A 26,198-nucleotide genomic window follows, 5' to 3' on the forward strand; every position below is an offset into this window, starting at 1 on the left:
AGCATATCAGCGCCGCACACGGGCCAAGATGACGTGCGCCTGAAATCCCTGAAATGCGAAGGGCTTCGACGACGTAAGACGGGACGTCAGGCCAAGGTGATCCGCCGCCCCTCGCGCGCGGAGCGATAGATCGCCTCGATCACCCGCATATCGGCCAGCCCCTCCTCGCCGGGCACCAGCGGATCAGTGCCGTTCGCGATGCATTCGGCGAAATGGTCGAGCTGTCCGGCGTGCTGGCCCTTGCCTACCGGGACCTGCTGCGCCTCGGTTCGGCCGTTGCGGCGGACCCACATCTTCTGCCCCTCATAGGAGGTGGCAGGTTCCAGTTCGATCCAGCCATCGGTGCCCGACACGCGGTACATATTGTGGTTGGAGCTATAGCTCGACACGCAGGTCGCCTCGATCCCCGACGGAAAGCGCAGCAGGAAGCTGATCCGGTCCTCGACGGTGCGGAAGCGCGGGTCGCGGCGGTCGGTGGATTCGATCGCGCTGACCTCGACCGGCTCCTCGCCGGTCAGATAGCGGGTGGCGTTCAGGCTGTAGATGCCGATGTCCATCAGCGACCCGCCGCCCGACAGCGTGCGGTCGAGCCGCCACTGATTGGGCTGTGCGTTGAAGCCATGGTCGGCGGTGATGATCCGCGTCGGCCCGACAAAACCTTTGCGCGCCAGGTCGATCGCCAGCCGGTTGTGCGGTTCGAACCGGGATCGATATCCGATCATCAGCTTGCGCCCCGCCGCCCGGCACGCCGCAATCATCGTGCGGCATTCCGCGACCGATACCGCCATCGGCTTTTCGCACATGACATGCTTGCCCGCCTTGGCCGCGCGCACGGTATATTGGGCGTGCATCGCATTGGGCAGGATCACATAGACGATATCGACGTCCGGATTGTCGCGGATGCGGTCGAAATCGGCGTAGGAATAGCGGTGACTCTCGGGCACGCCGTACTTCTCGCCGAAGCGGGCCAGCTTCTCGGGCGTACCGCTGACCAGTGCGGCGAGGCGCGACTGGTCGCACTCGGCGAATTTCGACATGATGAGCTCGGCATAGCGGCCCAGCCCGACGATCGCGTAACCGGCCTTGCGCCCGCGCGGTGCGGCGCAGGCTCCGCTCCCCGCCGCCAGCGCGAGCCCGGCCCCCAGCCCTGCGATGATGGTCCGACGATCGGTGTCGTGCATGATCCTCTCCCGTGTTCGCCAGGCATATCTGCCTGTTCGATCAACCGCTTATCACGAACGACGGCCGCCAAGCCAGGCACGGACACCGCAAAGGTCAGTCGGCGACTTTCTGCGCCTCGACGATCCGGGCGTCGCTGCCCAGCGTGTAGAGATAGGCTCGCCGCTGCTCGGTGCCGGGGCGATAGCGTTTGAGCATCCGCGCCTGATCGCGGGTCAAGGCGAAGCGGACATAGCCCGCCTGTCGAAGGCACTGATCCACTTCGCCTTGCAGCGTGGCCTGCAGGGCATCGACCTGCTTGTCGGGATTGTACATCCGGCGAAGCAGCACCTGCCTTTCGCTTTGCGTGAAGATATCGTCGGTCGGGACGGTCGGGGGCGTGTTGACTTCGCGGTCCAACACCTGCGCGCCGCGCACATAGCGCTTGGTTTCGTCATCTCCGGCCACGTCGCGCCTGGCGGCCTGCAACATGCAGGCCCGGCTGCCGCCGTCGAACGCCTCGCGCGAGGCGCCGGGCTTGCCCCAGCTATAGGTGTCGACAGCCCCGGCATGGGCGGACGTCGCGGCACATAACAGGGCAAGCACAAGACCGATCTTCGGCATGACCTCTCCTCGGGTTCTTTCTACCGAGGCTATCGGAAAAGGCGGGTTACGTCATGCCCCTCTGTTTCCCTGCCCTCGCAGGGGAGGAACAGGGATCACACACTCACCGCCTTGGCCCGACGTCCGTCCTGGCCGAAGATGCGCAGATAACGCGCGATCTCTGCCGGATCGCCGGTCGCCTTGGCCGGATTGTCGGAGAGCTTGACCGCCGGATGCCCGTCCGCGCTGATGACCTTGGCGACCAGCGAGATCGGCTCCAGCCCCGCCGCGCCCGCCGGATCGCAGTCGCGAAAGTCGTTGGTCAGGTTGGTGCCCCAGCCGAAGCTCATCCGCACCCGGCCGTGAAAATGGCGATAGGTCGCCTCGATGCTGTCGACATCCATCCCGTCGGAAAAGATCAGCAGCTTGGCGCGCGGATCGCGGCCATGCGCCTGCCACCAGGCGATGATCTGCTCGCCCCCCTCGACCGGCGGCATGGAGTCGGGGCGAAAGCCGGTCCAGTCGGCCAGCCAGTCGGGCGCGTTGCGCAGGAAGGCGGTGGTCCCGAACGCATCGGGCAGCGCGATCCGCAGATTGCCGTCATAGAGCGCCTGCCACTCCTCCAGCACGCGGTAGGGTGCGGCCGCCACGCCCGCATCGTCGGGGGCGAGTGCCGCCATCACCATCGGCAATTCATGCGCGTTGGTGCCGATCGCCTCCAGGTCGTTGTCCATCGCCAGCAGCACGTTGGAGGAACCGATGAAGCGGTCCCCCAGCCCTTCCTTCAGCGCCTCGACACACCAGCGCTGCCACAGGAAACCGTGCCGCCGCCGCGTGCCGAAGTCCGAAATCACGAGGTCGGGCAGTTCGCGCAACCGCTCAACCTTGTTCCACAGCTTGGCCTTGGCGCGGGCATAGAGGATGTCGAGCTCGAAGCGCCCCTTGCCCTTCAGCGCGGCGCGCGAGCGCAGTTCGTTGACGATGGCGAGCGCGGGGATTTCCCACATCGTCGTCTCGGCCCAGGGGCCGTCGAAATGCAGCTCGAACTGCCCGTCAACGGTGCGCAGTTCGTAATCGGGCAGCTGGAAGCGGGCGAGCCAGTCGAGAAACTCGGGGCTGAACATCCGCTGCTTGCCGTAGAAGCTGTTGCCTGCCAGCCAGATCAGCTCCTTCTTGCCGAACTTCAGCGTGCGCGCATGGTCGAGCTGTTCGCGCAGCTCGGCCTCGTCGATCACCTCGGCCAGCCGGATATGGGTGCTGCGGTTGATGAGCGAGAAGGTCGCCGTCACATCCGGATGAAGCCGCCCGATCATCTGCAACATCAGCAGCTTGTAGAAATCGGTATCCAGCAGGCTGCGCACGACCGGGTCGAGCCGCCAGCCGTGATTATAGACGCGGGTGGCGATGTCGGTGACGGGCATGGATACTCCCTGGGCCGTGGACGGCAGGCGATGCACCATCACCCGCGCAGGGGCAAGCGCAGCCCGCTTTGCACCGCCGCTCCTTTTTGCCACTATGGCCGCCTTCCGGGGCGGAAGGGGGGAGGATCATGACGGTGCGTGGAGTGATGGCATTCGCCTTGATATCGGCGCTCGCCGCCGGGGGTGTCGAGGCGCAGACGGGGCGCACGCAGGCCGCAAAGCCGACGGGCCAGGCCGCGGGGGCGGAGCGCGGCCCGACAACCGGGCCGACGCCCGCCTGGGTCACGCGCTCGGCACCGCTGGCGGTGCCCGACAATGTCGGCGGGCCGGTCTTCATGCGGCGTCAGGACGTCGTGGCGCACATCACCGACCAGGGGCAGGCCCAATATATGGGCTATCAGGTCAGGATCCTGCAATCCAACGCGCTTCAGATCGGCAACATCGCCATCGCCTGGGACCCGGCGGCGGGGCCACCGATCGTGCACGGCATCCACGTCCTGCGCGACGGCCAGACGATCGACGTGATGAAGGCCGCCTCGTTCGAGGTGCTTCGCCGCGAGGACAAGCTAGAGGAGGCGATGCTCGACGGCACGCTGACCGCCGTCCTGCGGGTGCCCGATCTGCGCGTGGGCGACGAGCTGGACGTCGAATGGACCAGCTTTTCCAAGGACCCGACGATGGGCGGCAAGGCATCCGGGCTGCTGGTGCTGGCCGCCAGCCCGGCGCCGGGGCGCTATCATCTGGGGCTAAACTGGGATGCCGGGCACAAGCCGCAGCTGAAGGTCAGCCCGGACATGGTGCCTGCGCTCAAGCCCCAGCCCAATGGCGTGGCTTTCGACTTCGACAATCCCGCGACGCTCACCCCGCCCAAGGACGCGCCGCCGCGTTACCAGTGGCAGCGGGTCGCCGAATATAGCGATTTCGGCGACTGGCCCTCGGTATCCCGCCACTTCGCCCCGCTTTATGCCAAGGCGTCGATGCTGCCCCCGACTTCCCCGCTGCGCCAGGAAGCGGCGCGGATCGCTGCCGCCCATGCCAAGCCGCTCGACCGCGCCGCCGCCGCGCTGAAGCTGGTCCAGCAGGACATACGTTACATCTATGTCGGGCTGAACGGCGGCAACCTGACCCCCGCCTCCGCCGACGAGACGTGGCAGCGCCGCTATGGCGACTGCAAGGGCAAGACCGCGCTGCTCCTCGCCTTGCTGCACGAATTGGGGATCGAGGCGGAGCCGGTTCTCGTCAATTCCAACGGCGCCGATGACGGGTTCGACCAGCGGCTGGCGGGGCCGCAGCTGTTCGACCATGTGCTGGTCCGTGCGCATATCGACGGCGCGACCTATTGGCTGGACGGGACGATGCCCGCCGTGGTGCCGCCCGCCGCGCGGCCGGTCTTTCCGGTGCAATGGGTGCTGCCGCTGACGGCAAGGGGTGACACGCTGGAGCGGCTGGACCGGCAGCTTGCCAGCGCCCCCGACGATACGACGCTCTACGACATCGACGCGCGCGCCGGGTTCGACAAGCCCGCCAAGATCACCACCACGACGATCGTACGCGGCGTGACCGGGCTCCAGCAGCAGATGCAGTTCTCGGCGGTGACGCCGGGACAGATGCTCGACGCCTTCCGCCAGCAGATGACCGGCGATTTCTGGCAGACGATCGAGAGCGTCCAGTGGCGCTACGACCAGAAGGCGCAGGCAAGCATCCTGACGATCGCGGGCACCGGCACCGTCGACTGGGACAAGGATGACGATGGCGGCCGATCCTTCGCGCTGCCCGGCGGCGGCTTCAGCCCGCCCGAACGCCGCCTGCGCAGCGCAGACCAGCGGCGCGACGTGCCCTTTTATTCCAAGCCCGAATATAGCTGCTTCGCCACGACCGTCCGCCTGCCCGCGGGGACCGCGCCCGGGCAATGGTCGTCCAAGCCGAGTTTCGACACGATGATGTTCGGCCGCCATTACCACCGCGCCTGGGAAATGCGCGACGGCACCATCCGCATGGTCCGGGGGTCCCGCGTCGAACAGCCCGAGATCGATGCCGCCGCCGCCGAGCGCGACAATGGCCGCATCGGGGCGTTCGACAACAGCATGGCCTATATCTTCTACGCGCCCAAGGGAAAGAAGCCCGGTGTCGGCCGGGGCGAGACGGTGCCCGCGACCGACGGGCATGACTGGATCGCCGATCCCTCGCCCTGCATGCCCGCCACCGGCGGCGCATGATCGAGCGGCGACGCGACCGGGTTCGGATCGCCCCCGCGCGCTTCGCGTTGACCGGAGACCAGCTGAAGGAGTGGATGCGATGGCCGACCGGATATTGATCTTCTACGGCTCGTACCGATCCGATCGGCAGGGAATCCGGCTGGCCGACTATCTGGTGCGGTCCTTTCGCGACCGGGGTGCCGAACCCGAACTGATCGATGCCAAGGCGGTCGGGCTGCCCATGCTAGACCGGATGTACAAGGAGTACCCCGCCGGGGAAGCGCCCGAGGCGATGGAGGCGCTGGCCGCCAAGATTCGCACCGCCGACGCTTTCGTCTTCGTGACCGGCGAATATAATTGGGGCCAGCAGCCGGGGCTGAAGAACCTGACCGACCATTTCCTGGAGGAATGGTATTGGCGCCCCGCCGCCATCGCCAGTTACTCGGCCGGGCGGCTGGCGGGAGCGCATGCCAGCGTCGCCTGGCACGGGACGCTTAGCGAAATGGGCATGGTCGTGGTGTCGAGCACGCTGACCGTCGGCGGCATCGGCCGGACGCTCGATGCCGAGGGACGCCCGACCGGCGATGACGGCGCGGCCCTGTCGCGCAGCTTCCCGCGCTTCGCCGACGACCTCGCCTGGTGGACCCAGGCCGCACGCGAGCAGCGCGCGCGGGTTGCCCCGCCCTATTAGGGCCAATTGCCATTCAGGCGGAATGCCACACATTCCTCCCCTGCAAGGGGAGGGGGACCATCCGAAGAATGGTGGAGGGGTGTTGCCGCTGCTGAGGAAGGTCCAGCCTCTCCGACCGGGACACCCCTCCGTCAGGCCTTCGGCCTGCCACCTCCCCTTGCAGGGGGAGGAATGACGTGAATGGCGATCCGACCGAGACCGTGATGACGTTGCGTTGAGCCAAGGCGAGCCCCTCCCCTTCAGGGGAGGGGTGAGTTCATCTCATGTCATCATGCTCTATACGACGGTGCCGGTCAGCGTTCCGATCAACGCCGTCACGCCCATCGCCAGCGCGCCCAGCAGGACGACGCGCATCATTCCGCGCCCGACCAGGGCTCCACCCGCCCGTGCACCGAGCGCCCCAAGTACCGCCAGCAGCACCAGCGCGGTCGCAGGCGTCAGATACAGCACCCAGGCGCGCGGCGACAGCGCGCCGCCGACCAGCTTCGCGATCCCCGCCACCAAAACCGCCCCCGCCGGCGCACCCGGCGCCGCCGCCACCCCGACGATCGGGCTGGAAACCGAGATGATGCCGTCATTGGCCCCCAGCACGGCGGCACGCAGCCAGCCGGTGCGATGGACCAGATGCTGCTCGCCCATGGCGTGATTGGTGATCAGGCTCATGGCGCGTCCTCCCGCGCGATGAATGGCTGGCGTGGTTACTCGATCCGGGCACGGCGTTTGGCAAGCCACCGGAGCGGGGGCCGAACAACCTGATTCAGGGCCGGGTCTGCCCCATGCGTCACCGCCCGGCACATGGAGAAATTGTGACCAAAAGGACACGCTACATGACCTTTCTTCCTGTCCGGATGATGACACTGTTGCCATCTCCGCTTCAAAAGCATTTTGGTCCGCGCAGAATCCAAAGATCTTCAGGGAGTTAACGTGATGCGGATGTCCTTCGCCCATGGCGTGGCCGCAATGGCCATTGCGGTTTCCAGCCTTTCCGGCGCGGCTCAGGCGCAGGAAGCGGCCCCGGCGTCGACGCAGACCGACAGCAATCTGCCAGGCCAGGACGCGACGCCCGGCTCGGTTCAGGACAGCAGCAATGCCGGACAGACGAGCGACGTGGTCGTCACCGGCTCGCGCATTCGCCGCCAGGATTTCTCCACGCCCAGCCCGATCGTAACACTCGATTCCAAGACTTTCGAGGCGCAAGGCACGACCAACGTCACCGACTTCCTTCGCGCCTACCCCGCGCTGGTCGGTTCGGGCGGGTCGGCCAACAACTCGGGCGATCGCGCCGGGATCGGCGAGACCGGCCTGAACACGCTCGACCTGCGCAATCTGGGGCGCAGCGTACGCTGACCCTGGTCGACGGACGTCGTCACGTCGCGGGCATTCCGGGCGAACAGTCGGTCGACATCAACACCATTCCGACCGACCTGATCGAAGGCGTCGACATCCTGACCGGCGGCGCATCGGCGATCTACGGCGCGGACGGCGTTTCCGGCGTCGTCAACTTCCGCCTGCGGCAGAATTTTGACGGGCTGACCGTTCGTGGCCAGGCCGGGATTTCGGATCGCGGGGACTCTGGCCAGCGCCTGATCGCGGTTACCGGCGGGCGGAATTTCTCCGACGGCCGTGGCAATGTCGCGCTCGCCTATCAATATTCCATGGACGACCGGCTGCAGGCCAAGCAGCGTCCGCAATTTGGACAGTATAACTTCCCGGTCTTCACCCGGAATCCCAATGGAACCGTGCCCGCTCGCATCCCGATCACCGATGCCCGCTATTATGGCACTTCGCCGGAGGGCGCGGTCGACGTCGATGGCGACGGCGTGCCCGATTTCACCGGAACCGGCGCGGTGTACAACAATGGCGTGGCCTATCCCGGCGGCTATGCCGTGGGCGGCTCGAGCACGCCCGTGTCACGCTATCTGAACGACCTGCAGCCACGGATCGAACGGCATATCGCCGATTTCATCGGTCACTACGACGTCAGCGATACCATTACCCTGTTCGGTGAAGCCAAATATGCGACCACCCGGTCGTTCTCGCTTGCCCAGCCGACGTTCGACTACAACCTGCTGATCCAGGCCGACAATCCCTACCTGCCCGCCAATATCCGGTCGGCGATCGACCCGACGATCGGCGGCGCCCTGGTCAGCCGCGACAATTTCGATCTCGGCATGAACGGCAACGGTCAGCGCGGTGAGAACATCAAGCGCGATACCTATCGCACCGTCATCGGCCTGCGCGGCGACCTGGAAGACAAGACGCATTATGAAGTGTCCTATGTCTTTGGGCGTACCGATGTGCGCAGCCGGTACACGAACGACATCTACTCGGATCGGTTCTTCGCCGCGCTGGACGCCGTACGGGATCCGGCGACCGGGCAGATCACCTGCCGGGCCAATCTCGATCCCAACTGGGCACCGAACCAGCCCTATTCGAGCGGGCGCAATGTGCTGCCGCGCACGACGTTCCAGCCGGGTCAGTGCCGTCCGATCAACATTCTGGGCGAAGGTCTGTCCGATCCGTCGGGTATCGCCTTCATCCTGGCGCCGACCACGGATCGGTCGAGCGTCGAGCAGCACGTCGTATCCGCTTCGGTCAGCGGCGATTTCGCAAAGTTCTTCGAGCTTCCCGGCGGCCCGCTGGCCTATGCCTTCGGCGCCGAATACCGCAAGGAGATCAGCCGCTTCACGCCCGATCCCCTCGAACAGCAGGGCCTGACCTTCACCAATGCGCTCAGCCCGACGCGCGGATCGTTCGACGTGAAGGAAGTCTTTGCGGAATTGAACGCCCCGATCGCCAAGAATATGCGTTTCGCGCATAATCTGGAGGTTGGCGCCGCCATCCGCGTTTCGGATTATTCGACGATCGGCCGCGCAACGACGTGGAAGGTCGATGGCATGTACGCCCCGATCCGCGACATCACCTTCCGTGGGACCTATTCGGTCGCAATCCGCGCGCCCAATATCGGCGAACTGTTCGGCGGCCGGTCGCAGACCTTCTCGTTCTTCACCGAAGATCCCTGCATTCCGGCCAACACGGGCAACGGTACGCAGTATCGCGCCGCCAACTGCCGCACGCTGCTGCAAAATCTGGGCGCGGATCCGGCGACCTATAACGACAATCGCTCGATCAACATCTCCGGTACGGCGGGCGGCAATCCCCTGCTCCGTCAGGAGGAGGCCAACACCTGGACGGCGGGCCTGGTTCTCTCGCCGCGCTTCCTGCCGGGTCTGACGCTGTCGGCCGACTGGTATGATATCCGGCTGAAGAACGCGATCAACACCGTCTCGCCGATCCAGCTTGCCCAATTGTGCGTCGACTCCCCGACGCTCAACAACCAGTTCTGCGGCGCCATCACGCGTCAGAACGGCCCCGGTAGCGGCGTCGTGCAGGCGGGCAATGTCATCGGCTTCAACGTGGCGCCCCAGAATGTCGCCTCGTTCCAGACCGCGGGCCTGGACTTCAACCTGAACTGGCGCCTGCCGACCGCCAATCTGGGTCTGTTCAATCTGCAGGTGAACGGCAACTATCTCGACAAACTGCTGTTCATCGGCGTGCCGGGCGCGCCCGCGACCAACTATCGCGGCACCATCGCTTCCGTCGCTCCGAAGTATCAGGTGACCTCGAACCTGTCCTGGACCAAAGGCATGCTGACGCTGAACTATGGCCTGCAATGGTTCGACAAGACGCTGCGCTACACCCGCGAAACTTCGGGCAGCAATCCCGATTTCGTCGCGGCGGAATATTATTTCATCAAGCCGCGCTGGGTCCACAACATCTACGCCAGCGTCGATGCGACCGACCATTTCCAATTCTATGGCGGTGTGAGCAACCTGTTCGATCAGATGCCCGACATCGGCCAGACCATCCAGCCGACGACGGCCGTGGGCCGCTTCCTGTTCGTCGGGGCACGGGTCAAGATGTAAGAACGCCTCGGATCGGGTCCCGTCGTCAGCGACGGGGCCCGTTTTCTTTTCCAGGCTTCCTTCTGCCCATCCTCGCCGAAAGGGCTGGCAGGTCCTTCCCGCCCGTGGCACACAATCAGGCCTTCATTATAAGGGGTTATGAATGCGCACTGGTGTCTGCCTGATCGCTCTCCTGCTGGCCACCACTGCGACGGCGCAGACGCCCGGCGCCACCTATCACCGCGCGCCCGATGCTATTGCCAAGGCGCTGGAGAACCCACCCACCCCGGCCGTCGCCGTCAGTCCCGACCATCGCACGCTTGCGATCCTGGGGCGGGAGAATCTGCCGACGATCGCCAATCTGTCGAAGCCGATCCTGCGGCTGGGCGGGTATCGCATCGATCCCGCGACCAACGGCCAGGCCGAGGTGCGTGTCCAGTGGCTGAACGCGCTGAGCTTCAAGGACATGGCCAGCGGTCGGACGATCGCGGTGCCGCTGCCCGCCGGTACGCGCTTCGCCTCGCCCGACTGGTCGCCCGACGGCAGCCGCCTCGCCTTTTACGTGCAGGATGCGGATGGCCTGTCGCTCTGGATCGCCGAGCGCGACGGCCGGGCGCGCGCGGTCGCCCATGGACTGAACGGCACGTTCGGCACGCCGTTCGCCTGGATGCCCGACAGCCGGTCGCTGGTCGCCTATACTGTGCCCGCCGGTCGTGGTGCGCCACCCGCCGCCGCGACGACGCCGACCGGCCCGATCGTGCAGGAAAGCAGCGGTCGCACCTCCGCCGCGCGCACCTACGAAGATCTGCTCGGCGACGCGCATGACGAGGCGCTGTTCGACCATTATTTCACCGGCCAACTGGTCCGCATCGGCCTTGACGGCACCGCGCGGCCCATCGGCACGCCGGGCCTCATCAGCGATTTCAGCGTCTCGCCCGATGGCCGTTACCTGCTGACCGAGCGATTGAAGCGCCCCTATTCCTATCTGCTGCCCGCGCGCTTCTTCCCGACCGAGATCGCGGTGGCGACGATCGACGGACAGCCGGTCAAGACATTGGTCGACCGCCCGCTCGCCGACGACCTGCCGGTCGATTTCGACGCGACCGTGAAGGGCCCGCGCGAGGCGGAGTGGCGGTCGGACGCGCCCGCGACATTGGTCTGGGCCGAGGCGTTGGACGGGGGCAACCCGCGTGCCAAAATTGCCTTTCACGACAAGGTGATGATGCAGGCGGCGCCCTTCGATGCCGCGCCGGTCGAACTGGCGCAGACCCCGGCACGCTATGCGACGACGATGTGGGGGGATGACGGTTTTGCCATGGTCGTCGACCGCGAATGGCGCAGCCGCACCGAACACCGACTGGCGGTGGCGCCGTCGCGGCCGGGGCAGACGCGGATGCTGCTGACCCGCAATTACCAGGACCAATATGGCGATCCCGGCCGCCCGATCCTGGAGGAGAATGCGGCGGGCAAGCCGGTGATGCGATTCACGCCCGCGCATGACGGCGTCTTCGTCACCGGCGAGGGCGCGACCAAGGCGGGGGCCTTCCCCTTCCTCGCCACCATGACGCTGGATGGCGGCGCGACGACCCGGCTGTGGACCGCCAAGGCACCCTATTACGAGCCGGTCGTCGCGATGCTCGACGACAAGGGCCAGCGTATTCTGACCCGACGCGAGAGCGCCACGCTCGCCCCCAATTACGTCATCCGCAGCGTCATGGGCGGCAGCGCCAAGGCGATCACCGCCTTTGCCGACCCCGCCCCTGTCTTTGCGGGCGTCACCCAGCGTACGATCACCTATAGCCGCGCGGACGGCGTGCCGCTGTCGGGTACGCTCTATCTGCCTGCCGGATACGACGCGAAGCGGGACGGGCCGCTGCCGACCCTGCTCTGGGCCTATCCGGCGGAATATACCGATGCCAAGGTCGCCGGGCAGACGGTCGACCAGGGCAATCGCTTCGTGCGGCCGCGCGGCATCAGCCACCTGTTCCTGCTGACCCAGGGCTATGCGATCCTCGACAATCCGGCGATGCCGATCATCGGCGAGGGCGGCGCGGAGGCCAACGACACGTACGTCAAACAGCTGCGCGAGGATGCGCAGGCGGCGGTCGATGCGGTGGTGAAGCTGGGCGTCGCAGACCGCACGCGCATGGCGGTCGGCGGGCATAGTTACGGCGCGTTCATGACCGCCAATCTGCTGGCCCATACCGACCTGTTCCGCGCGGGCATCGCGCGGTCGGGGGCGTATAACCGCACGCTGACCCCGTTCGGCTTCCAGGCCGAGCAACGCACCTATTGGCAGGCGACGCCGACCTATACCGAGATGAGCCCCTTCACCTATGCCGATCGGATCAAGGCGCCGATCCTGCTGATCCATGGCGGTGCCGACGACAATAGCGGCACCTTCCCGATCCAGTCCGAGCGGATGTACGCCGCGCTGAAGGGCAATGGCGCGACCGTCCGCTATGTCGTCCTGCCCAACGAGCCGCACGGCTATCGCGCGCTGGAGTCGACCGAGGAGACGCTATGGCAGATGACCGACTGGCTGGACCGCTATGTCAAACCGAACAAGTCCGCCTCCGCCACGGCGAACACGGATCGCGCTGACTGACCGGCCGCCGCCATGCCGTTCCAAAGGGGGAACGGCATGGCTTGAGCCTTGTTTTCCCTTGCGAAAGGGGACGATATGAATGCCAGCGCACGCCTGACGAGCTTGACCCGGATCGGCTTCGCGACGCGCGGGCTGCTGTACATCGTCATCGCCATGCTCATCGTTCGAACGGGCCGAGCGGAAGACCCCAGCGGGGCGATCGAATATTTCGGCCGGGGCGGCGGGCAGATATTGCTGGCGATCATCGCCGTCGGATTGACCGCCTATGGCCTGTGGCGGCTGGCCGATGCGGCGCTGGATATCGAGCGGCACGGGTCCGACCGCAAAGCCGTGTTCGAGCGGATCGGTGCGGGCGTCAGCGGCGCCATCCACCTCCTGCTCGCATGGCAGTCGGTCCAGCTGATGCGCGGCGCGGCCTTGTCGGGCGACGGCACCCGAGAGGGCGCGCAGACGGCGATGCGGCTGCCCGGCGGCTGGGCCCTGGTCCTGGTGGGGGCGGCGGTGCTGCTCGTGCTCGGCGTCGTCCAGCTCGCCAAGGCAGCCAAGGGCTCGTTCCTGCGCTACCTCGACCCCGCGTTGGCGAGACAGGACTGGGTGCAATGGAGCGGGCGTATCGGCTATGCGGCGCGCGGACTCGTTTTCCTCATCAGCGGCTATCTTCTGGCCAAGGCCGGGATCCACGAGCATGCCAGCGAGGCGGGCGGCATGGCACGGGTGCTGTCCTGGCTGACCGACCCGTTCGATGTCATCGTCGGCGTCGGCCTGCTGGCCTTCGGGCTCTTCAGCCTGGTCGAGGCGCGGTACCGCCAGCTTCATGACGTGCCGGTCGATGCGGCCATCCAGCGCGCGACCCGCTGGCGTTAGCGCCGGGCTATTGACCTGCAGGCCCCCCGGCCCAAAGAGCCGATGGATGAACGATGTGGCAGCATGGGATGGTGGCCTGGTCCGGACGTGGCTGGACCGGCGATTGGCGGCGGCAAGGCTCGACCAGGCCGCGGCCGACAGGCGCGGCTATGGGGCGGAAGGCGACTATGACGCGGCGGCGGCGGAAGAATGGGTCTGCCGCGCCTTGCAGGTCGGGGGCCATGCCGATGACGCCGCCGCCTTTGCCGCACAGATCAAGACGCTGCTGGGTCAGGAGGAATACCGGGCCACCGGAATCCATGACGATCGCCGTTACGACCGCAACGTCCGCGCGCACCTGCGCAAGATCGCGAAGATGACGAAGGCGAATGAGGGATTTGCGAACACGCTGCGCTACCGGGCGTAATCGCTGACCCGGTGATCGCCGATGACGCGCAACGAACGTTTGCTGGCGTGGCAAGCGCGTGGATCTTCATGGTCATAGCGCTCCCGGCCTTTGCCAAGGCGGAAATCTGGCCTGCCCGATCATGCATGCAAGGTCCCCTTTCCGATGCGCAGGCACGATGCCATGTGGCGCTCCTGCCGGTAGGTCGCGGGATCTTCGACCGAGCGTGAAACGATACCGATGCGCGACATGAGCGAGGACGGCATGTCCGTCCCGCCATCGCCCACCAAAATGATCGATGCGCCCGTCGCATACTTTTGTCTGACCTAATCGCGAATCGGCCTTCAGCAACACAAACTGTCGGATTGGAAACTCGGCTAGTTCAGGCCTGATATCTGCTATTTGGTGATGCCTGAGGCCCTTTCGAGCAGCGGGCGACCCGCTCTCACTAATAAACCTTCAAAATGGCAAATGAGATCAGCCTGTTTCTGATAGGGGAAAACCTCTGCCTGACGTCAGAAACCGCCCTATGGACTGACAATCGAAGCGCCCTACAAAGTCCATTTTTGGAGATAATTGAACAAATCCATGACCTTGCCTGCCGAACGGCATCATCGCGGCGCCCATGCAATTTCATTTGTCAGTCAACTAAATTTATGCCACCTAAGCGTCGAGCCGCATCATAGCGGACGTACATGGAGGGGGATGATATATGCGAGATGTTGCATCGCGCCGTCTGTTCGGCGCATCCTTGATCGCGATCGCCGCGGTCGGTTTGAGCGGCACGGCCACTGCGCAGGTCGCCGCGCCACCACCACAACAGGGTGCCGATGTACAGGTCGAAAAAGGCCGCGACCCCAACGCCCCGACCGGCTCGTTGAACGTCACCCAGGTCGCACAGCAGCAGGGCGTCTCCGAACAGGATATCGTGGTGACGGGCGTGCGTGAATCACTGCGCTCCGCCCAGGCGTTGAAGCGCAATGCCAATCAGATCATTGATTCGGTGCAGGCGCAGGATATCGGCAAGCTGCCCGATGCCAACACGACCGAAGCGCTGCAGCGCATCACCGGCGTCCAGATCCAGCGCCGTTACGGCGAAGGCGCGACCGACTTCGACCACCGCACCTCGCCCGCCATCACGGTGCGCGGCCTGACGCAGGTGCAGAACTTCCTCGACGGCCGCGCCATCTATTCGGCGTCGGGCGGCCGCGCCTTCGACCTGGAGGGCATTCCGCCCGAACTGCTCGCAGGGATCGACGTCTACAAGAATGCGCCCGCCAGCATCATCGAGGGCGGTGTCGGTGCCGCGGTCAATCTGCGCACGCGCCTGCCGTTCGATCAGCCGGGCCAGACGATCAGCGGCACCGTACGCGGCAACTATTACGACCGTGTCGACAAGTTCGGCTATTCGGCCTCAGGCCTGTACAGCAATCGTTTCGACACCGGCATCGGCGAGGTCGGCATTCTCGTCAACGCGGTCTACTCGACCGCGCAGTATCGCCAGGACGGCATCCTCGCCAATCCGCAACAGCCGATCCCGGCGGGATCGATTGCCGGTGCGCCCGCCAATGCCAAGGCGCCCATGGGCCTGCAGGTCTATGACGATCTGGGCGATCGCAAGCGCCTGGGCGTCGCGGCGGCGATCCAGTGGCAGGCCGCCGACAATCTTCGCGTCACCGGCCAGTATCAGCTGGCCAAATACTGGTTCAATCGTCGCGGCGCCTATTACTACACGGTCAATGGGGGCACCCAGTCCGACCCGCTGCCGGGTGCGCCGTTCACCTTCAACAGCGAAGGCTATGCGACCTCGGGTTCGCTGCAGCGGCAGAATTTCGAGACCGGCCGCTTCGACCAGCAACTGTGGAGCCAGAGCCAGAATTTTACGCTGGGCGTGGACTGGCAGGCGACACCGCGCGCCAAGGTGCATTTTGATGCGCAGTATCTCAAGAGCTATTACAATGCCGATCGCAACGGCAACGTCCTGACGTTGTTCACGGCGGCCGGGCAGAACACGCCGACGGGGTCGCCGCATCCCTCGATCATCGACTTCGACCTGCGCGGCAAGCGTCCGCAATGGGATGTGCGCGACAAGGCGCTGCTGACCAACCCGGCCAACTATGCGACCTCGTTCATCGCCGATGCGTTGCAGCGCAACGACGCCGATACGCTCGCGCTGGCCTATGACATCGAATATGATCTGGAGGGCGGGGTCCTGAAGAAGCTGCGCGGCGGTGCGCGCTATTCGGGCAATACGATCGACCTGCGCGGAACCTGGAACGGCGTCTGCCTCTATGCCACCGGCCCCGATCCGACCTGCTCGGCGAAGGACGGCACGCCGCTGATCCCATTGACCCGCAATCCGCAGCTGTCCATGCCCGCGCCGTCGCCGCACTTCTTCGACGGGCGCAGCGTGACCGGCGGCCTTCTCTATCCGGCCTTCCCAGGCGGCACCAGCGCCGCGACCGGCAATGTCTGGGCGCAGACCAAGGCGCTCTATGCGCTGTTCGGCGCGAAGACCAAGGACGCCTTCACCCCGGGCGACCTCAACGCGCAGACCGAGAAGACCTATACGGCCTGGGGCGCGGTCGATTACGAGTTCGCGGCGGGCGATGTCCGCTTCGACGGCAACCTGGGCGTGCGGCTGGTCAAGACCGACGTGACCTCGTTCGGCACGCAGTTCAATTCGAACGGCACGACGTCGCCGCTATCGATCAAGAACAGTTACACCCGCGCCTTGCCGAGCGTGAACCTGCGCGCCCAGATCACCGATCAGTTCCAGATGCGCTTCGCCTATTCCAAGGGGCTGGCGCGGCCGAACTTCGACCAGTTGTCGACCAACCTGACGCTGAACAATCCGAATCAGGTCAACCCGATCACGGGACGGCCGAGCGCCAGCTCGGGCAATCCGCGCCTACGGCCTATCGCCTCGGACAATTTCGACCTGACTGCGGAATGGTATTTCGCCCCGGCGGGTTCGCTGACCGGCGGCCTGTTCTACAAGAAGGTCAACGGGTTCCTGGCAAGCGGCACGTTGGTCCAGACCTTCCAGGGTCGCGCCTATGACGTCAGCACGGTGCTGAACTCGGGCAACGGCACGGTCAAGGGCGCCGAAATCGGCTATCAGCAGTTCTTCGACTTCCTGCCGGGCCTGCTCAGCGGCTTTGGCCTGCAGGCGAACTACACCTATGTCGACTCGAACGTCACCAACCCGTTCGCCGTCGCCGGTTCCGGCCAGACCCAGCTGCCGCTGGAGAAGCTGTCGAAGCACAACTACAATCTGATCGGATTGTACGAAAAGGGACCGCTGACCGCGCGGCTCGCCTATAACTGGCGGTCGAGCTATCTTGACCAGACGTTCGGCGCGGGCACCAACCAGCCGCAATATGCCAAACCCTATGCGTCGCTCGATGCGTCGATCAGCGTCAACGTGAACAGCCACATCGCGGTCTCCGCCGATGCGGTGAACCTGACCAACCGGATGAACGTCACGTATATCGGCACTCAGGGTCAGCCGCTGCAATATCAGCTGAACGATCGTCGCTTCGGCCTTTCGCTCCGCGCAACCTATTGATCCCCGCCTGCCGGCATGGTCTGACTATCGGATCATGCCGGCATTTTTTCGTCAGGGGTAGGAACGATCATGGCAACCGCGCCCGCGCTGGAATTTGCGGCCGATGCCGTCCCGACCGTCCGCCATATCGGCCATGAAGGCGAGCCGGTGGTGATCCTCGATCGCGCGACCGGATGGCTCGACCAATTGCGCGATTTCGCCGCGACGCGCTCCGAATTCGCCCCCGCCGCCACGATGGGCAGCGGCTATCCCGGCCTGCTCGGCCCCGCTCCGCTCGCCTATATCGATGCGATGGTGCGACGCGTCCTGCCCTTGATCGCGACCCACTTCACGGGCGCCGCCGTTCGCCCCGCCCGCGCACGCGGCAATTTCTCGCTGGTCACCACCGATCCCGCCCTGCTCAGCGAGGATCAACGCGTGCCGCACGTCGACACCGCCGACCGGCTGCAATTCGCCACCGTCCATTTCCTGTCGCCGGACAATGACGACGGCACCGCCTTTTTCCGCCACCGTGCCACCGGCTTCGAGACACTGGATGCCGCGCGCCTGCCCCGGTATCACGCCGCGCGCGAAAGCGACCCGCCACCGTCGCCGGGCTATTGCACCGATGGCGATGCCGCGTTCGAGGTGATCGACGCCGTTGCCGCCCGGCCCGACCGGCTGATCCTGTACCGGGCGAACCTGCTGCATTCAGGACGGATCACCCGCCTGCCCGCCCAGGCCGACGGCCCCAGGACGGGGCGGCTGACCGGCAATCTCTTCCTGCAATGCAGGCTCGCGGCATGAGTGACGACTCGCCTATCGGCCGGATCGCGATCATCGGCGGGGGCACCGCCGGTTGGATGGCCGCCGCCGCGCTCGCCCGCGTGCTGGGGCCGCATGGCCCGGCGATCACCCTGGTCGAGTCCGAAGAGATCGGCACCGTCGGCGTCGGCGAGGCGACCATCCCGCCGATCCAGGCCTTCAACGCGCTGCTCGGCATCGACGAGGATGATTTCGTCCGCGCCACGCAAGGCACGTTCAAGCTGGGAATCGAGTTCGTCGACTGGCTGCGCCCCGCCCATCGCTATTTCCATCCCTTCGGCGTCTACGGCATCGACAAGGGGGCCGTCCCGTTCGAGGCGATGTGGCAGCGGCTGCAGCTGGCGGGTGAAGCGCTCCCGCTCGAGGCCTATTCGATCTGCGCGGCCGCCGCGCGTACCGGCCGGTTCATGCGGCCCCAGCCGGGCAACACGCCGCTCGCGCATATCGGCTATGCCTTTCACTTCGACGCGGGGCTCTATGCCCGCTTCCTGCGCGGCCATGCCGAAGCCGCTGGCGTCCGCCGCGAGGAAGGCCGCGTCGTGTCGGTCGAACGCGGGGGCCCTCGCGACTTTATCGAGGCGGTGGTGCTGGCCGATGGCCGCCGGATCGCCGCCGACCTGTTCATCGACTGCTCGGGCTTTCGCGGCCTGCTGATCGAGGGTGCGATGGGGGCTGGGTTCGAGGATTGGGGGCATTGGCTACCCAACGACCGCGCGGTCGCGGTGCCCACCGCCAATGTCGGGCCGCCGACGCCCTTCACCCGCTCGACTGCGCATGGCGCGGGGTGGCAATGGCGAATCCCGCTTCAGCATCGCACCGGCAACGGCCTGGTCTATGCCAGCCGCCATCTGTCCGACGACGAAGCCGTCGCGACGCTGCTCAGCCATGTCGACGGGGCGCCGCTCGCCGATCCTCGCCCCTTGCGCTTCCGCACCGGACGGCGCGACCACTTCTGGATCGGGAATTGCGTCGCGCTGGGGCTGGCCGGGGGGTTCCTGGAACCGCTGGAGTCGACCAGCATCCACCTGATCCAGGCGGGGATCGCGCGGCTTCTGGAGATGCTGCCCACCCGGGCGTTCGAGCCTGCGGACACGCGCCGCTACAACCGGCTGATGGCCGCCGAGTTCGACAGCGTCCGTGACTTCCTGATCCTGCATTTCCACGCCACCCAGCGGCGCGACACCGCCTATTGGCGCGAACTGGCGAGCATGGCGATTCCCGACACGCTGGCCGAACGGCTGGCGATCCATGCGCGGACGGGGCGCGTCTATCGCGAGGCGGACGAGTTGTTCACCAAAACCAGCTGGCTGGCGGTGATGGACGGACAGGGACTGGTCGCCAGCGGCCATGATCCGCTGGCGCAAGCCATGCCGCTGGACGAGATCCGCGCGCGCCTCGGCCGGATCGCGACAGTGACGCAGGCGGCGACCGGACACATGCCAACCCATGCCGACTTCATCGCGCGCCATTGTTCCGCCCGGCGTTGATCCGGGCGGAACAGTCGGACGGCATCAGGCCTCGCGGTTGACGTAGAAAACGAAGTCCGTCTGCCCGTCATGACCGGCGACGACCTCCTCGCCCCCCGAATAGCCGATCGCGGCAAAGGCCTGCTGCACCGCAGGTGCACGGAATGCGGCGCGTGCCGCTTCGGGATCGCCGTTCGCCGTGCCCGACAGCTCGCACAGCGTGATGGTGCAGGCGACCTTCACCTCGCCCAGGACGCGACCGGCGAAATGGCCGCTGAACGCGGTGCGCACCCGTTCCTCTATGGCGTCGCCGCGCACGTCGCGGGGCTGCTGCTGCATCAGCTCGGCGACATGCCGGGTATCGGAGTCGCTGCGCGCCAGGGCCTGCGCGACATAGGGCTTGCGCGCGGCGGTGGTGACCGGCGGGGCGGCGGGAGCCGCCACCGGGGCGTGGGCAACGACGACGGGTGCGGAGGCGGCAGGCGTCGCTCCACCGACCACCGCGATCGTCGTCGGACGGGACGTCGGCGCAGGCCCATGGGTCCGCCACAGACCCCCGGCCAGCGCCGCCAAGCCGATCGCGGTCGCCCCCAGCACCAGGGGCCAGCGCCGAGCCCGCCTCACGATACGAAGGACCAGCGCTCGTTGATCGCCCCGCTGCACGGCCAGGTAATCAGGTTGCCGCCACGATCCCGCGAATCCCCCGACACGTTCAGGCAACGCCCACTGGCGCGATTGACGATCGCCGTACCGGACACGGACCACTCCGCCCGCGTGCCGATGTTGCAGGTCGTCTGCACGACATCGCTGCCATTGGTGCCCTCCGCCAGGCACAGTCCGCTCTGCTGGAAGACATATTGGGTATAGTTGCCGGACGGGCGCCGCTCGACCTTGGCATTGGACGCGCCATCGCAATCCCACTGGATGATCCCGGCCTCGTAATCGCGCGACTGGTTGGCGACATTGGCGCACAGCCCGCTCGAGGCGACCTTCATCATCGCCAGTGTCGTGCCGCTATAGCCGTTGCCGATCGCGCCGGTGCTGGCGTTGATCGTGATCTGCGACGAGGTCGGCATGTCGACCGAGGTCGCGCTGGGGAAGGTCAGCGGCAGCCAGACATAGGTGGAGTCATTCGGCTGCTGCCCGGTCGCCGGTCCCCAGCGATCGCCGAGATAGAGGTATGAGGTTCCACCACTGCCCTGCACCGGCTGCACATAGGTGGACTGCGAATTATAGGTGCGCGGATCACCGAAGCCCTGCGGCGCGGTCCACGGCCCGGCCATGCTCGACGCGGTCTGGTACGCGGCCTGGTTCGGGTTCCAGCCGGTCGCGGCCGAGGTGATGAGGAAATACACGCCGTTGCGCTTGAAGACGGCAGGCGCTTCGCGGTGATAGCCCTGCAGCACGGTCACCAGCGAGTCGATGCCGGTATAGCTGCTGTTGAGCTTGTAGATGTTCAGGTCGTAATTGCTGGCGGCGGCCGAAATCAGATAGGCATTGCCATCGGTATCGACGAACAGGGTCATGTCGCGCGATTCGTAATTCAGCGGCCGAAACTCACCGACATAGGTGTAATTGCCGTCGACCGTGTCCGATGTCGCGACGACGACCCGCGCCTCGCCATAATCCTGGCCGTTTTCCTTGTGCGCCCACAGCACGTATTTCCTGGTGGCGGCGTTATAGATGACCTTGGGCCGTTCGATGTTCGAGGTGTTCAGGCTGGTCGCCGAATTGCGCGTCAGGATGTCGCGGCGAAATTCCCAGCTCTTCAAATCGGTCGAGCGATACATCGACACCGCCTTGAACAGCCAGCCATCGCGATTTTCGCCCAGCAGATAATAATAGCTGCCGACCTTGATGATGCCCGCGCCATGCGCCTGGATCGCATCGCCGGTCGTGGTGGTGAACGGGGACCCGTTATTGACAGCGACATTCTGGCCGATGGAGGCCGAACCCATCAACGCGCAAGCCGCCAGTCCCGCACGGACGACATGAAATCTGCCCATCGCTCAACTCCTCTCCGAGTGTTGCGGTGCGACCTTGTCCACCTGCCGTCATCCGCCAGCCGCATCCTGACAACAAATCACTTGCCCGACAATTGGATTCACCATTGGAAGATAATGGGATTTGATAAGAATAATATTCCTGTATTTTACGTATATAATCTCTATCTCTGTGCAGCCGGACCTCTTTGATGGTCAAATGAGGTTGGACAAATAGCGCTAACAGAGTCGAACTATGATCGACGGAAGAGCCCTTGCTTATTGTGCCATGACGCAACCGAACCGCTCGCAACATCATCGGGGCATCAGCAGCGACAATGTCCCTCCGCCGTCGCCAAAATAGAGTGCCTTAGGCCTGTCACGAGAAGAGTCTCGGCACAGATGCAATACAGTGCTTGCACCAAATCAAATGTCCGACATAATGGCGGTAATAGGTGACGGCTGGCCCTGATAACGTGGTCGCTGGGGGAGAGTGCGGATGAACAAGATATGGCGTCCCGTGAGCATGATCGTCCTCACGGCGTCCGGCCTGGCGTTGACGGCGGCCGCGCCCGCGAATGACGCGATCGTGGACGTCGTCGTCCAAGCAATCCGTCACGATCCCGCCTTTGCCGCGCCGATCCTCGGCAATATCACGCTACCCGGTGACGCATCGGCCCTGAACGGGCTGTCCGGCAATGCGAAGACCGCCGACGCACGGATCACATGGCATTCCTCCGACCCGGCGATGATCTCCGACACCGATCGAGGGCGCGGCCCCGACGCGGTGCTGAAAGGGGCCGTCAACCGCGGTGCAGCCGATCGGCGCGTTCGCCTGACCGCCACGGTCTCGCTTCCCGGACACCGTCCTGTCGCCGTACCCATCGACGTCACCGTGAAGGCCGCACCGGCAGCGCCCGCCCCGCCCTCCGCCTATATGTTCGTCTATTTCACCGGCAACACGATCGACGGCGAAAAGCTGCGCTTTGCGGTGTCGGACGGCAACAACGCGCTGCAGTGGAAGACGCTGAACGATGCGCAACCGATCCTAGAATCCCACGAGGGTACCCAGGGGCTCCGCGATCCCTTCATCATGCGCTCCGCCGAGGGGGATCGTTTCTTCCTGCTCGCCACCGATCTTTCGACCGGACGCACCGGCTGGGGTGGGTCGACCAGCCAGGGCAGCCGGTATCTCGAAGTCTGGGAATCGACCGACCTGATCCACTGGGGCAAGCAGCGGCACGTCCTCGTCAATCTGCCCAACGCCGGAATGACCTGGGCGCCCGAGGCCAGCTATGATCCCTCGATCGGCGCCTATGTCGTCTATTGGACGTCGACCTTGTACAAGGATGCCGAGCATAAGGTCGAAGATGGCGACGGGCCGCAAATCCTGCGCGCGACCACGCGCGACTTCCGGACCTTTTCCGCCCCGGTGCCCTGGTTCAAGGCCGCCGACGTACCCGGCGCCGTCAAGGCCAAGGGCATGATCGATGCCACGGTGTTGCAGGACGGCGACCGATATTATCGTTTCACCAAGGTCAGCGACGCCGATGGCTGCCCGTCGAGCGACATCCTGGCCCAGGTTTCTCCGTCGCTCCGTGCCGATGGTGCGTCCGGGGCCTGGAAGATCATCGATCGCTGCATCGGTCGTCGCAGCGGCACGCCCGAGGTGGAGGGTCCCACCGCCTTTCGCGCCAATCCCGGCGACACCAGCGGCTTTCGCTATTTCCTGTGGGTCGATGATTATGGCGGCGTCGGTTACATCCCGCTCGCCACCCATTCGCTTCAGGGCAAGATCAACTGGACCTATCCGCGCCGGTTCCACCTGCCCGTATCGCCCCGGCATGGCACGGTCCTGCCCATTACGGCGGGCGAGCGCGACGCGCTGGTGGCGCAGTGGAACCGCCCCGATCCCCATGCGGCCACCATCGCCGACCGCTGGATCGTTGCCCCGGTCCTGGCATCGGGCACGCACTTGCCGGTCCCGACGGGTTACACCGCCACCTGGCTGGCCGATGGACGGGTCGTACCCGACGGCATCCTGACCAATGCCGTCGCCAAGTCCCGCGTCGTCCGCCTCGAAGGCAGGCTGACCCGGCCGGATGGCACCACCCTGACCAAGTCGTTCACCGTCACGCTGCTCGGTGCATCCGCCCGCCGGATCGAAGCCTATGCCCGGGTGCCGACGACGGCCCGGGATGCCAACCAATCGACCGTCGCGCGAAGCGTACATCTGGGCCTGACGGATGCGGACGGCCGGATGGCTCCCCTCAATGACGATTACGGCGTCGCCTTCGCGCGGGGCGACTATGTCGGGCTCGACCGGGTCGCGCTTCGGGGCGTCGCCCAACCCTCCCTCTTCTACTTTGCCGATGGCGGGATCGGCGTCATCGCGGCCCGTATCGACATGGATGGGCGTCCGGTCCCGGGCGGCCCCGCCGCGATCATATTCCGCCGCGATCCCCGATCCTCCGACTTCGTCGAGCTTGGCACGCTGGACCTGGGCACCGCGGACCAGGGCATGACCCGGCCACGCGCCATCTGGGACACGTCCACCCGGCGCTACATCGTGGCCTGGGATGACCTTTCGGGCCGTCCACACTGGACGACCGTGGCAGACCTGGCGCGTCAGGATTGGCAGGAGACGCGCTTTTATCCCGAAACGGGCGGTCGAAGGCCCCGGATCGCCACGACCGGCAATGTCGGCAATGTCCGAGACGGCGACGTGACGATGACGGCGATCGACACCTTGCCGATCGACGATGCCACCGCGACCGCCCTGACCCATCGCTTTGGCCGTATCGTCAACACGACGGCCACCGTCGCCCCGCAAAGCATCCGCGCGGGACAGATCCGCGCGCTCGATACCGCGCAGGCGACCCTGGGATATTCGGACGGCTCCACCGCGACGCGGGCGGTCGACTGGGACGCCGACGACCTCGCGCGATTGAACCGGCCGGGCCGCTATCTGGTCCACGGGACGATCCGCCAGCGGCGCTATCCGGCGATTTTCGCGTATAACCGGGCCGATCCCGACATCTATCGGTGGGAGCATAAGGGCAAGGTCCGCTATCTTTTCGTCGCCACCGACGACACCGACAACGACAATGTCGGTTCGGTCCATCTGCCGCTTCGGATCGCGAACAGCGTCGCGGACCTCGCCGATGATCAGGGCGGCCGCGCGCGCGAAGTGGACCTGCTCAACCGCCGGACCCGCCATGACCGAACGGCAGAAGGTCGGGTGATCGCGGGGTGTTACTGGGCACCGGAAATCCACGAGATCGGCGGCAAATTGTCGATCCTCTTTGCCCCCTGCTTCAATGCGAAGGACGACCAGTCCAGCGAGGGCGGCGCATGGTCGACGGTCCAGTCGCACATCATCCAGTTGCGCGACGGCGGCGATCCGGCAAATCCCGCCGACTGGTCCAAACCGGCCGCGATCCTGAAAGCCGATGGCCGCGCGCTCGGGCGAGCGGATATGCCCTCCAACATCAGCCTCGACATGTCGTATTTCGAGCTGGGCGGCCAAGGCTATTACACCTGGTCGCAACGCTATCTTCCGACGTCAGGCCCTCTGGGCGACCCGCTGACATGGATCGCCAAGGTCGATCCCGCCCGGCCGACACGGCTCGCCGGTCCCCCGTCCCCGATCATCGCCCCCGAAAGCTCGGTCGAAGAGAATCTGGCCGAAGGCGCCTTCGCGCTTGCCCATGACGGGCGGATCACGCTCGTCTATTCCAGTTCCGGGGTCAGCCCGACCTATGTCGTCAACGGAATTTCCGCGCCCCTCGATGCGGATCTGACGCGTATCGACTCCTGGCGCAAATGGTCTGCCCCGTTGCAGAAGAGCGTGGCGATGCCGAGCGGCGAAAAGGACTATCGTCGGTACGAACAGGGGCCGGGACACGGCGCCTTCACTTCGGACGAGGATGGCGTCCCCCTCTATGTCTACCATAGCTGGGGCGACGGCGTCGGTGGAAATGGGCGAGACGCGCGCATACGCCGTGTCCACTGGGCGGCGGACGGTCGCCCCTTACTGGACATGAAGCCGGAGGAGGAAGTCGCCCCCGCCAACCGCCGGGTCACGATGGCCGTAACCGTTCTCTGATTCATCCAGTCCTTGTTAAACGTACGATACCGTGCGATAGATTTGACAGGATCGACCGGAGGATATCGCATGCGTACATTACTGACGGCAGTCGCCCTGATGGCCCTCTCCGCCAGCGGCCATGCGCAAACCGCGAATGGGGCAAAGCCGAAACATTATAGCAGTTCGTCGACCACGATCGGCACGCTGCTCGATGATCCGGCCGCCAAGGCGCTGCTCGATCGGTATATCCCAGGTATGAGCTCGGATTACCGGATCCGATTGGCGCGCGGCATGACGTTGAAGACCGTTCAGAAATATTCTCGCGACACCATCACCGACAAGGTTCTGGCCAATCTCGACACGGCATTCGCCAGGATTCCCGCCAGAACGCCTCGGTAATTGCGGGCTGTCGCGACCGGACGGGCCGGGATTTCGCTGACCTTGCGAAATGAAAA

At 65.5% G+C, this 26,198-nt stretch carries 18 protein-coding genes and 1 pseudogene; 13 read left to right on the plus strand and 6 right to left on the minus strand.

Annotated features, from left to right (window positions below; all coding sequences use genetic code 11):
* Window positions 1-86: 86 nt before the first annotated feature.
* The 3 genes from AC1GI4_RS08315 to pncB form a co-directional block, all read right to left on the minus strand.
* Complete coding sequence (locus tag AC1GI4_RS08315; RefSeq protein ID WP_479629200.1) at window positions 87-1,181, minus strand: Gfo/Idh/MocA family protein; 1,095 nt, start codon at window positions 1,179-1,181, stop codon at window positions 87-89.
* Between the two features lie 94 nt (window positions 1,182-1,275).
* Window positions 1,276-1,782, minus strand: a complete 507-nt coding sequence (locus tag AC1GI4_RS08320) for a hypothetical protein (protein ID WP_479629201.1) — start codon at window positions 1,780-1,782, stop codon at window positions 1,276-1,278.
* Between the two features lie 95 nt (window positions 1,783-1,877).
* The gene (pncB, locus tag AC1GI4_RS08325) at window positions 1,878-3,182 is read right to left on the minus strand and encodes a nicotinate phosphoribosyltransferase (protein ID WP_479629202.1); all 1,305 of its coding nucleotides are present in this window, start codon (window positions 3,180-3,182) and stop codon (window positions 1,878-1,880) included.
* Window positions 3,183-3,517: 335 nt separating this feature from the next.
* Here pncB and AC1GI4_RS08330 point away from each other — a divergent pair, with 335 nt between their 5' ends.
* On the plus strand, window positions 3,518-5,398 hold the full coding sequence (locus tag AC1GI4_RS08330; RefSeq protein WP_479630379.1) for a DUF3857 domain-containing protein: 1,881 nt from the start codon (window positions 3,518-3,520) through the stop codon (window positions 5,396-5,398).
* Between the two features lie 79 nt (window positions 5,399-5,477).
* The gene (locus AC1GI4_RS08335; protein ID WP_433909727.1) at window positions 5,478-6,068 is read left to right on the plus strand and encodes an NADPH-dependent FMN reductase; all 591 of its coding nucleotides are present in this window, start codon (window positions 5,478-5,480) and stop codon (window positions 6,066-6,068) included.
* Between the two features lie 276 nt (window positions 6,069-6,344).
* Here the strand turns inward: AC1GI4_RS08335 and AC1GI4_RS08340 are convergent, their stop codons facing one another.
* Window positions 6,345-6,731, minus strand: coding sequence for a VIT1/CCC1 transporter family protein (locus AC1GI4_RS08340; protein WP_479629203.1), 387 nt, complete (start codon window positions 6,729-6,731; stop codon window positions 6,345-6,347).
* 264 nt (window positions 6,732-6,995) lie between these two features.
* On the opposite strand from AC1GI4_RS08340, the gene AC1GI4_RS08345 reads away from it, so the two are divergent.
* The 9 genes and pseudogenes from AC1GI4_RS08345 to AC1GI4_RS08385 all read left to right on the plus strand — a co-directional run bounded on the left by AC1GI4_RS08345 (window position 6,996) and on the right by AC1GI4_RS08385 (window position 19,692).
* Window positions 6,996-7,415, plus strand: coding sequence for a hypothetical protein (locus AC1GI4_RS08345; protein WP_479629204.1), 420 nt, complete (start codon window positions 6,996-6,998; stop codon window positions 7,413-7,415).
* Between the two features lie 32 nt (window positions 7,416-7,447).
* Window positions 7,448-7,504: pseudogene (locus AC1GI4_RS08350) on the plus strand (hypothetical protein); the annotation flags it as partial.
* 219 nt (window positions 7,505-7,723) lie between these two features.
* Entirely contained in the window at window positions 7,724-9,994 is a 2,271-nt protein-coding gene (locus AC1GI4_RS08355; protein WP_479629205.1) for a TonB-dependent receptor domain-containing protein, read from the plus strand.
* 142 nt (window positions 9,995-10,136) lie between these two features.
* The gene (locus AC1GI4_RS08360; RefSeq protein ID WP_479629206.1) at window positions 10,137-12,581 is read left to right on the plus strand and encodes an alpha/beta hydrolase family protein; all 2,445 of its coding nucleotides are present in this window, start codon (window positions 10,137-10,139) and stop codon (window positions 12,579-12,581) included.
* Between the two features lie 75 nt (window positions 12,582-12,656).
* Window positions 12,657-13,445: a DUF1206 domain-containing protein gene (locus AC1GI4_RS08365; RefSeq protein WP_479629207.1), complete on the plus strand. Its 789-nt coding sequence runs from the start codon at window positions 12,657-12,659 to the stop codon at window positions 13,443-13,445.
* Window positions 13,446-13,491: 46 nt separating this feature from the next.
* Window positions 13,492-13,851 (plus strand): hypothetical protein, encoded by a 360-nt coding sequence (locus tag AC1GI4_RS08370; RefSeq protein WP_479629208.1) that lies wholly within the window; start codon window positions 13,492-13,494, stop codon window positions 13,849-13,851.
* Between the two features lie 691 nt (window positions 13,852-14,542).
* Window positions 14,543-17,401, plus strand: a complete 2,859-nt coding sequence (locus tag AC1GI4_RS08375) for a TonB-dependent receptor (protein WP_479629209.1) — start codon at window positions 14,543-14,545, stop codon at window positions 17,399-17,401.
* A 69-nt stretch (window positions 17,402-17,470) separates the two neighbouring features.
* A complete protein-coding gene (locus tag AC1GI4_RS08380) occupies window positions 17,471-18,187 on the plus strand; it encodes a DUF6445 family protein (RefSeq protein WP_479629210.1) in 717 nt (238 codons plus the stop codon).
* The gene (locus AC1GI4_RS08385; protein ID WP_479629211.1) at window positions 18,184-19,692 is read left to right on the plus strand and encodes a tryptophan halogenase family protein; all 1,509 of its coding nucleotides are present in this window, start codon (window positions 18,184-18,186) and stop codon (window positions 19,690-19,692) included. Before AC1GI4_RS08380 ends, AC1GI4_RS08385 begins: the two co-directional genes overlap by 4 nt.
* Window positions 19,693-19,716: 24 nt before the next feature.
* Here AC1GI4_RS08385 and AC1GI4_RS08390 read toward each other — a convergent pair whose 3' ends face one another.
* Both AC1GI4_RS08390 and AC1GI4_RS08395 read right to left on the minus strand, forming a co-directional pair.
* A complete protein-coding gene (locus AC1GI4_RS08390) occupies window positions 19,717-20,268 on the minus strand; it encodes a hypothetical protein (protein WP_479629212.1) in 552 nt (183 codons plus the stop codon).
* Between the two features lie 23 nt (window positions 20,269-20,291).
* Window positions 20,292-21,677, minus strand: coding sequence for a family 43 glycosylhydrolase (locus AC1GI4_RS08395; RefSeq protein ID WP_479629213.1), 1,386 nt, complete (start codon window positions 21,675-21,677; stop codon window positions 20,292-20,294).
* Between the two features lie 502 nt (window positions 21,678-22,179).
* On the opposite strand from AC1GI4_RS08395, the gene AC1GI4_RS08400 reads away from it, so the two are divergent.
* Both AC1GI4_RS08400 and AC1GI4_RS08405 read left to right on the plus strand, forming a co-directional pair.
* Window positions 22,180-25,761, plus strand: coding sequence for a family 43 glycosylhydrolase (locus AC1GI4_RS08400; protein WP_479629214.1), 3,582 nt, complete (start codon window positions 22,180-22,182; stop codon window positions 25,759-25,761).
* 69 nt (window positions 25,762-25,830) lie between these two features.
* A complete protein-coding gene (locus tag AC1GI4_RS08405; RefSeq protein ID WP_294275109.1) occupies window positions 25,831-26,142 on the plus strand; it encodes a hypothetical protein in 312 nt (103 codons plus the stop codon).
* The last annotated feature ends 56 nt before the right edge of the window (window positions 26,143-26,198 follow it).

This window comes from Sphingomonas sp. 77B, assembly GCF_056497825.1.

What these genes read in the sequence shown, in the direction of transcription:
- pncB (WP_479629202.1), bottom strand. Translation starts at nt 3,182, where the DNA reads ATGCCCGTCACCGACATCGCCACCCGCGTCTATAATCACGGCTGGCGG.
- AC1GI4_RS08355 (WP_479629205.1), top strand. Translation starts at nt 7,724, where the DNA reads ATGGACGACCGGCTGCAGGCCAAGCAGCGTCCGCAATTTGGACAGTAT.
- AC1GI4_RS08335 (WP_433909727.1), top strand. Translation starts at nt 5,478, where the DNA reads ATGGCCGACCGGATATTGATCTTCTACGGCTCGTACCGATCCGATCGG.
- AC1GI4_RS08370 (WP_479629208.1), top strand. Translation starts at nt 13,492, where the DNA reads ATGAACGATGTGGCAGCATGGGATGGTGGCCTGGTCCGGACGTGGCTG.
- AC1GI4_RS08360 (WP_479629206.1), top strand. Translation starts at nt 10,137, where the DNA reads ATGCGCACTGGTGTCTGCCTGATCGCTCTCCTGCTGGCCACCACTGCG.
- AC1GI4_RS08405 (WP_294275109.1), top strand. Translation starts at nt 25,831, where the DNA reads ATGCGTACATTACTGACGGCAGTCGCCCTGATGGCCCTCTCCGCCAGC.
- AC1GI4_RS08385 (WP_479629211.1), top strand. Translation starts at nt 18,184, where the DNA reads ATGAGTGACGACTCGCCTATCGGCCGGATCGCGATCATCGGCGGGGGC.
- AC1GI4_RS08340 (WP_479629203.1), bottom strand. Translation starts at nt 6,731, where the DNA reads ATGAGCCTGATCACCAATCACGCCATGGGCGAGCAGCATCTGGTCCAT.
- AC1GI4_RS08365 (WP_479629207.1), top strand. Translation starts at nt 12,657, where the DNA reads ATGAATGCCAGCGCACGCCTGACGAGCTTGACCCGGATCGGCTTCGCG.
- AC1GI4_RS08375 (WP_479629209.1), top strand. Translation starts at nt 14,543, where the DNA reads ATGCGAGATGTTGCATCGCGCCGTCTGTTCGGCGCATCCTTGATCGCG.
- AC1GI4_RS08380 (WP_479629210.1), top strand. Translation starts at nt 17,471, where the DNA reads ATGGCAACCGCGCCCGCGCTGGAATTTGCGGCCGATGCCGTCCCGACC.
- AC1GI4_RS08345 (WP_479629204.1), top strand. Translation starts at nt 6,996, where the DNA reads ATGCGGATGTCCTTCGCCCATGGCGTGGCCGCAATGGCCATTGCGGTT.
- AC1GI4_RS08320 (WP_479629201.1), bottom strand. Translation starts at nt 1,782, where the DNA reads ATGCCGAAGATCGGTCTTGTGCTTGCCCTGTTATGTGCCGCGACGTCC.
- AC1GI4_RS08395 (WP_479629213.1), bottom strand. Translation starts at nt 21,677, where the DNA reads ATGGGCAGATTTCATGTCGTCCGTGCGGGACTGGCGGCTTGCGCGTTG.
- AC1GI4_RS08315 (WP_479629200.1), bottom strand. Translation starts at nt 1,181, where the DNA reads ATGCACGACACCGATCGTCGGACCATCATCGCAGGGCTGGGGGCCGGG.
- AC1GI4_RS08330 (WP_479630379.1), top strand. Translation starts at nt 3,518, where the DNA reads ATGCGGCGTCAGGACGTCGTGGCGCACATCACCGACCAGGGGCAGGCC.
- AC1GI4_RS08400 (WP_479629214.1), top strand. Translation starts at nt 22,180, where the DNA reads ATGATCGTCCTCACGGCGTCCGGCCTGGCGTTGACGGCGGCCGCGCCC.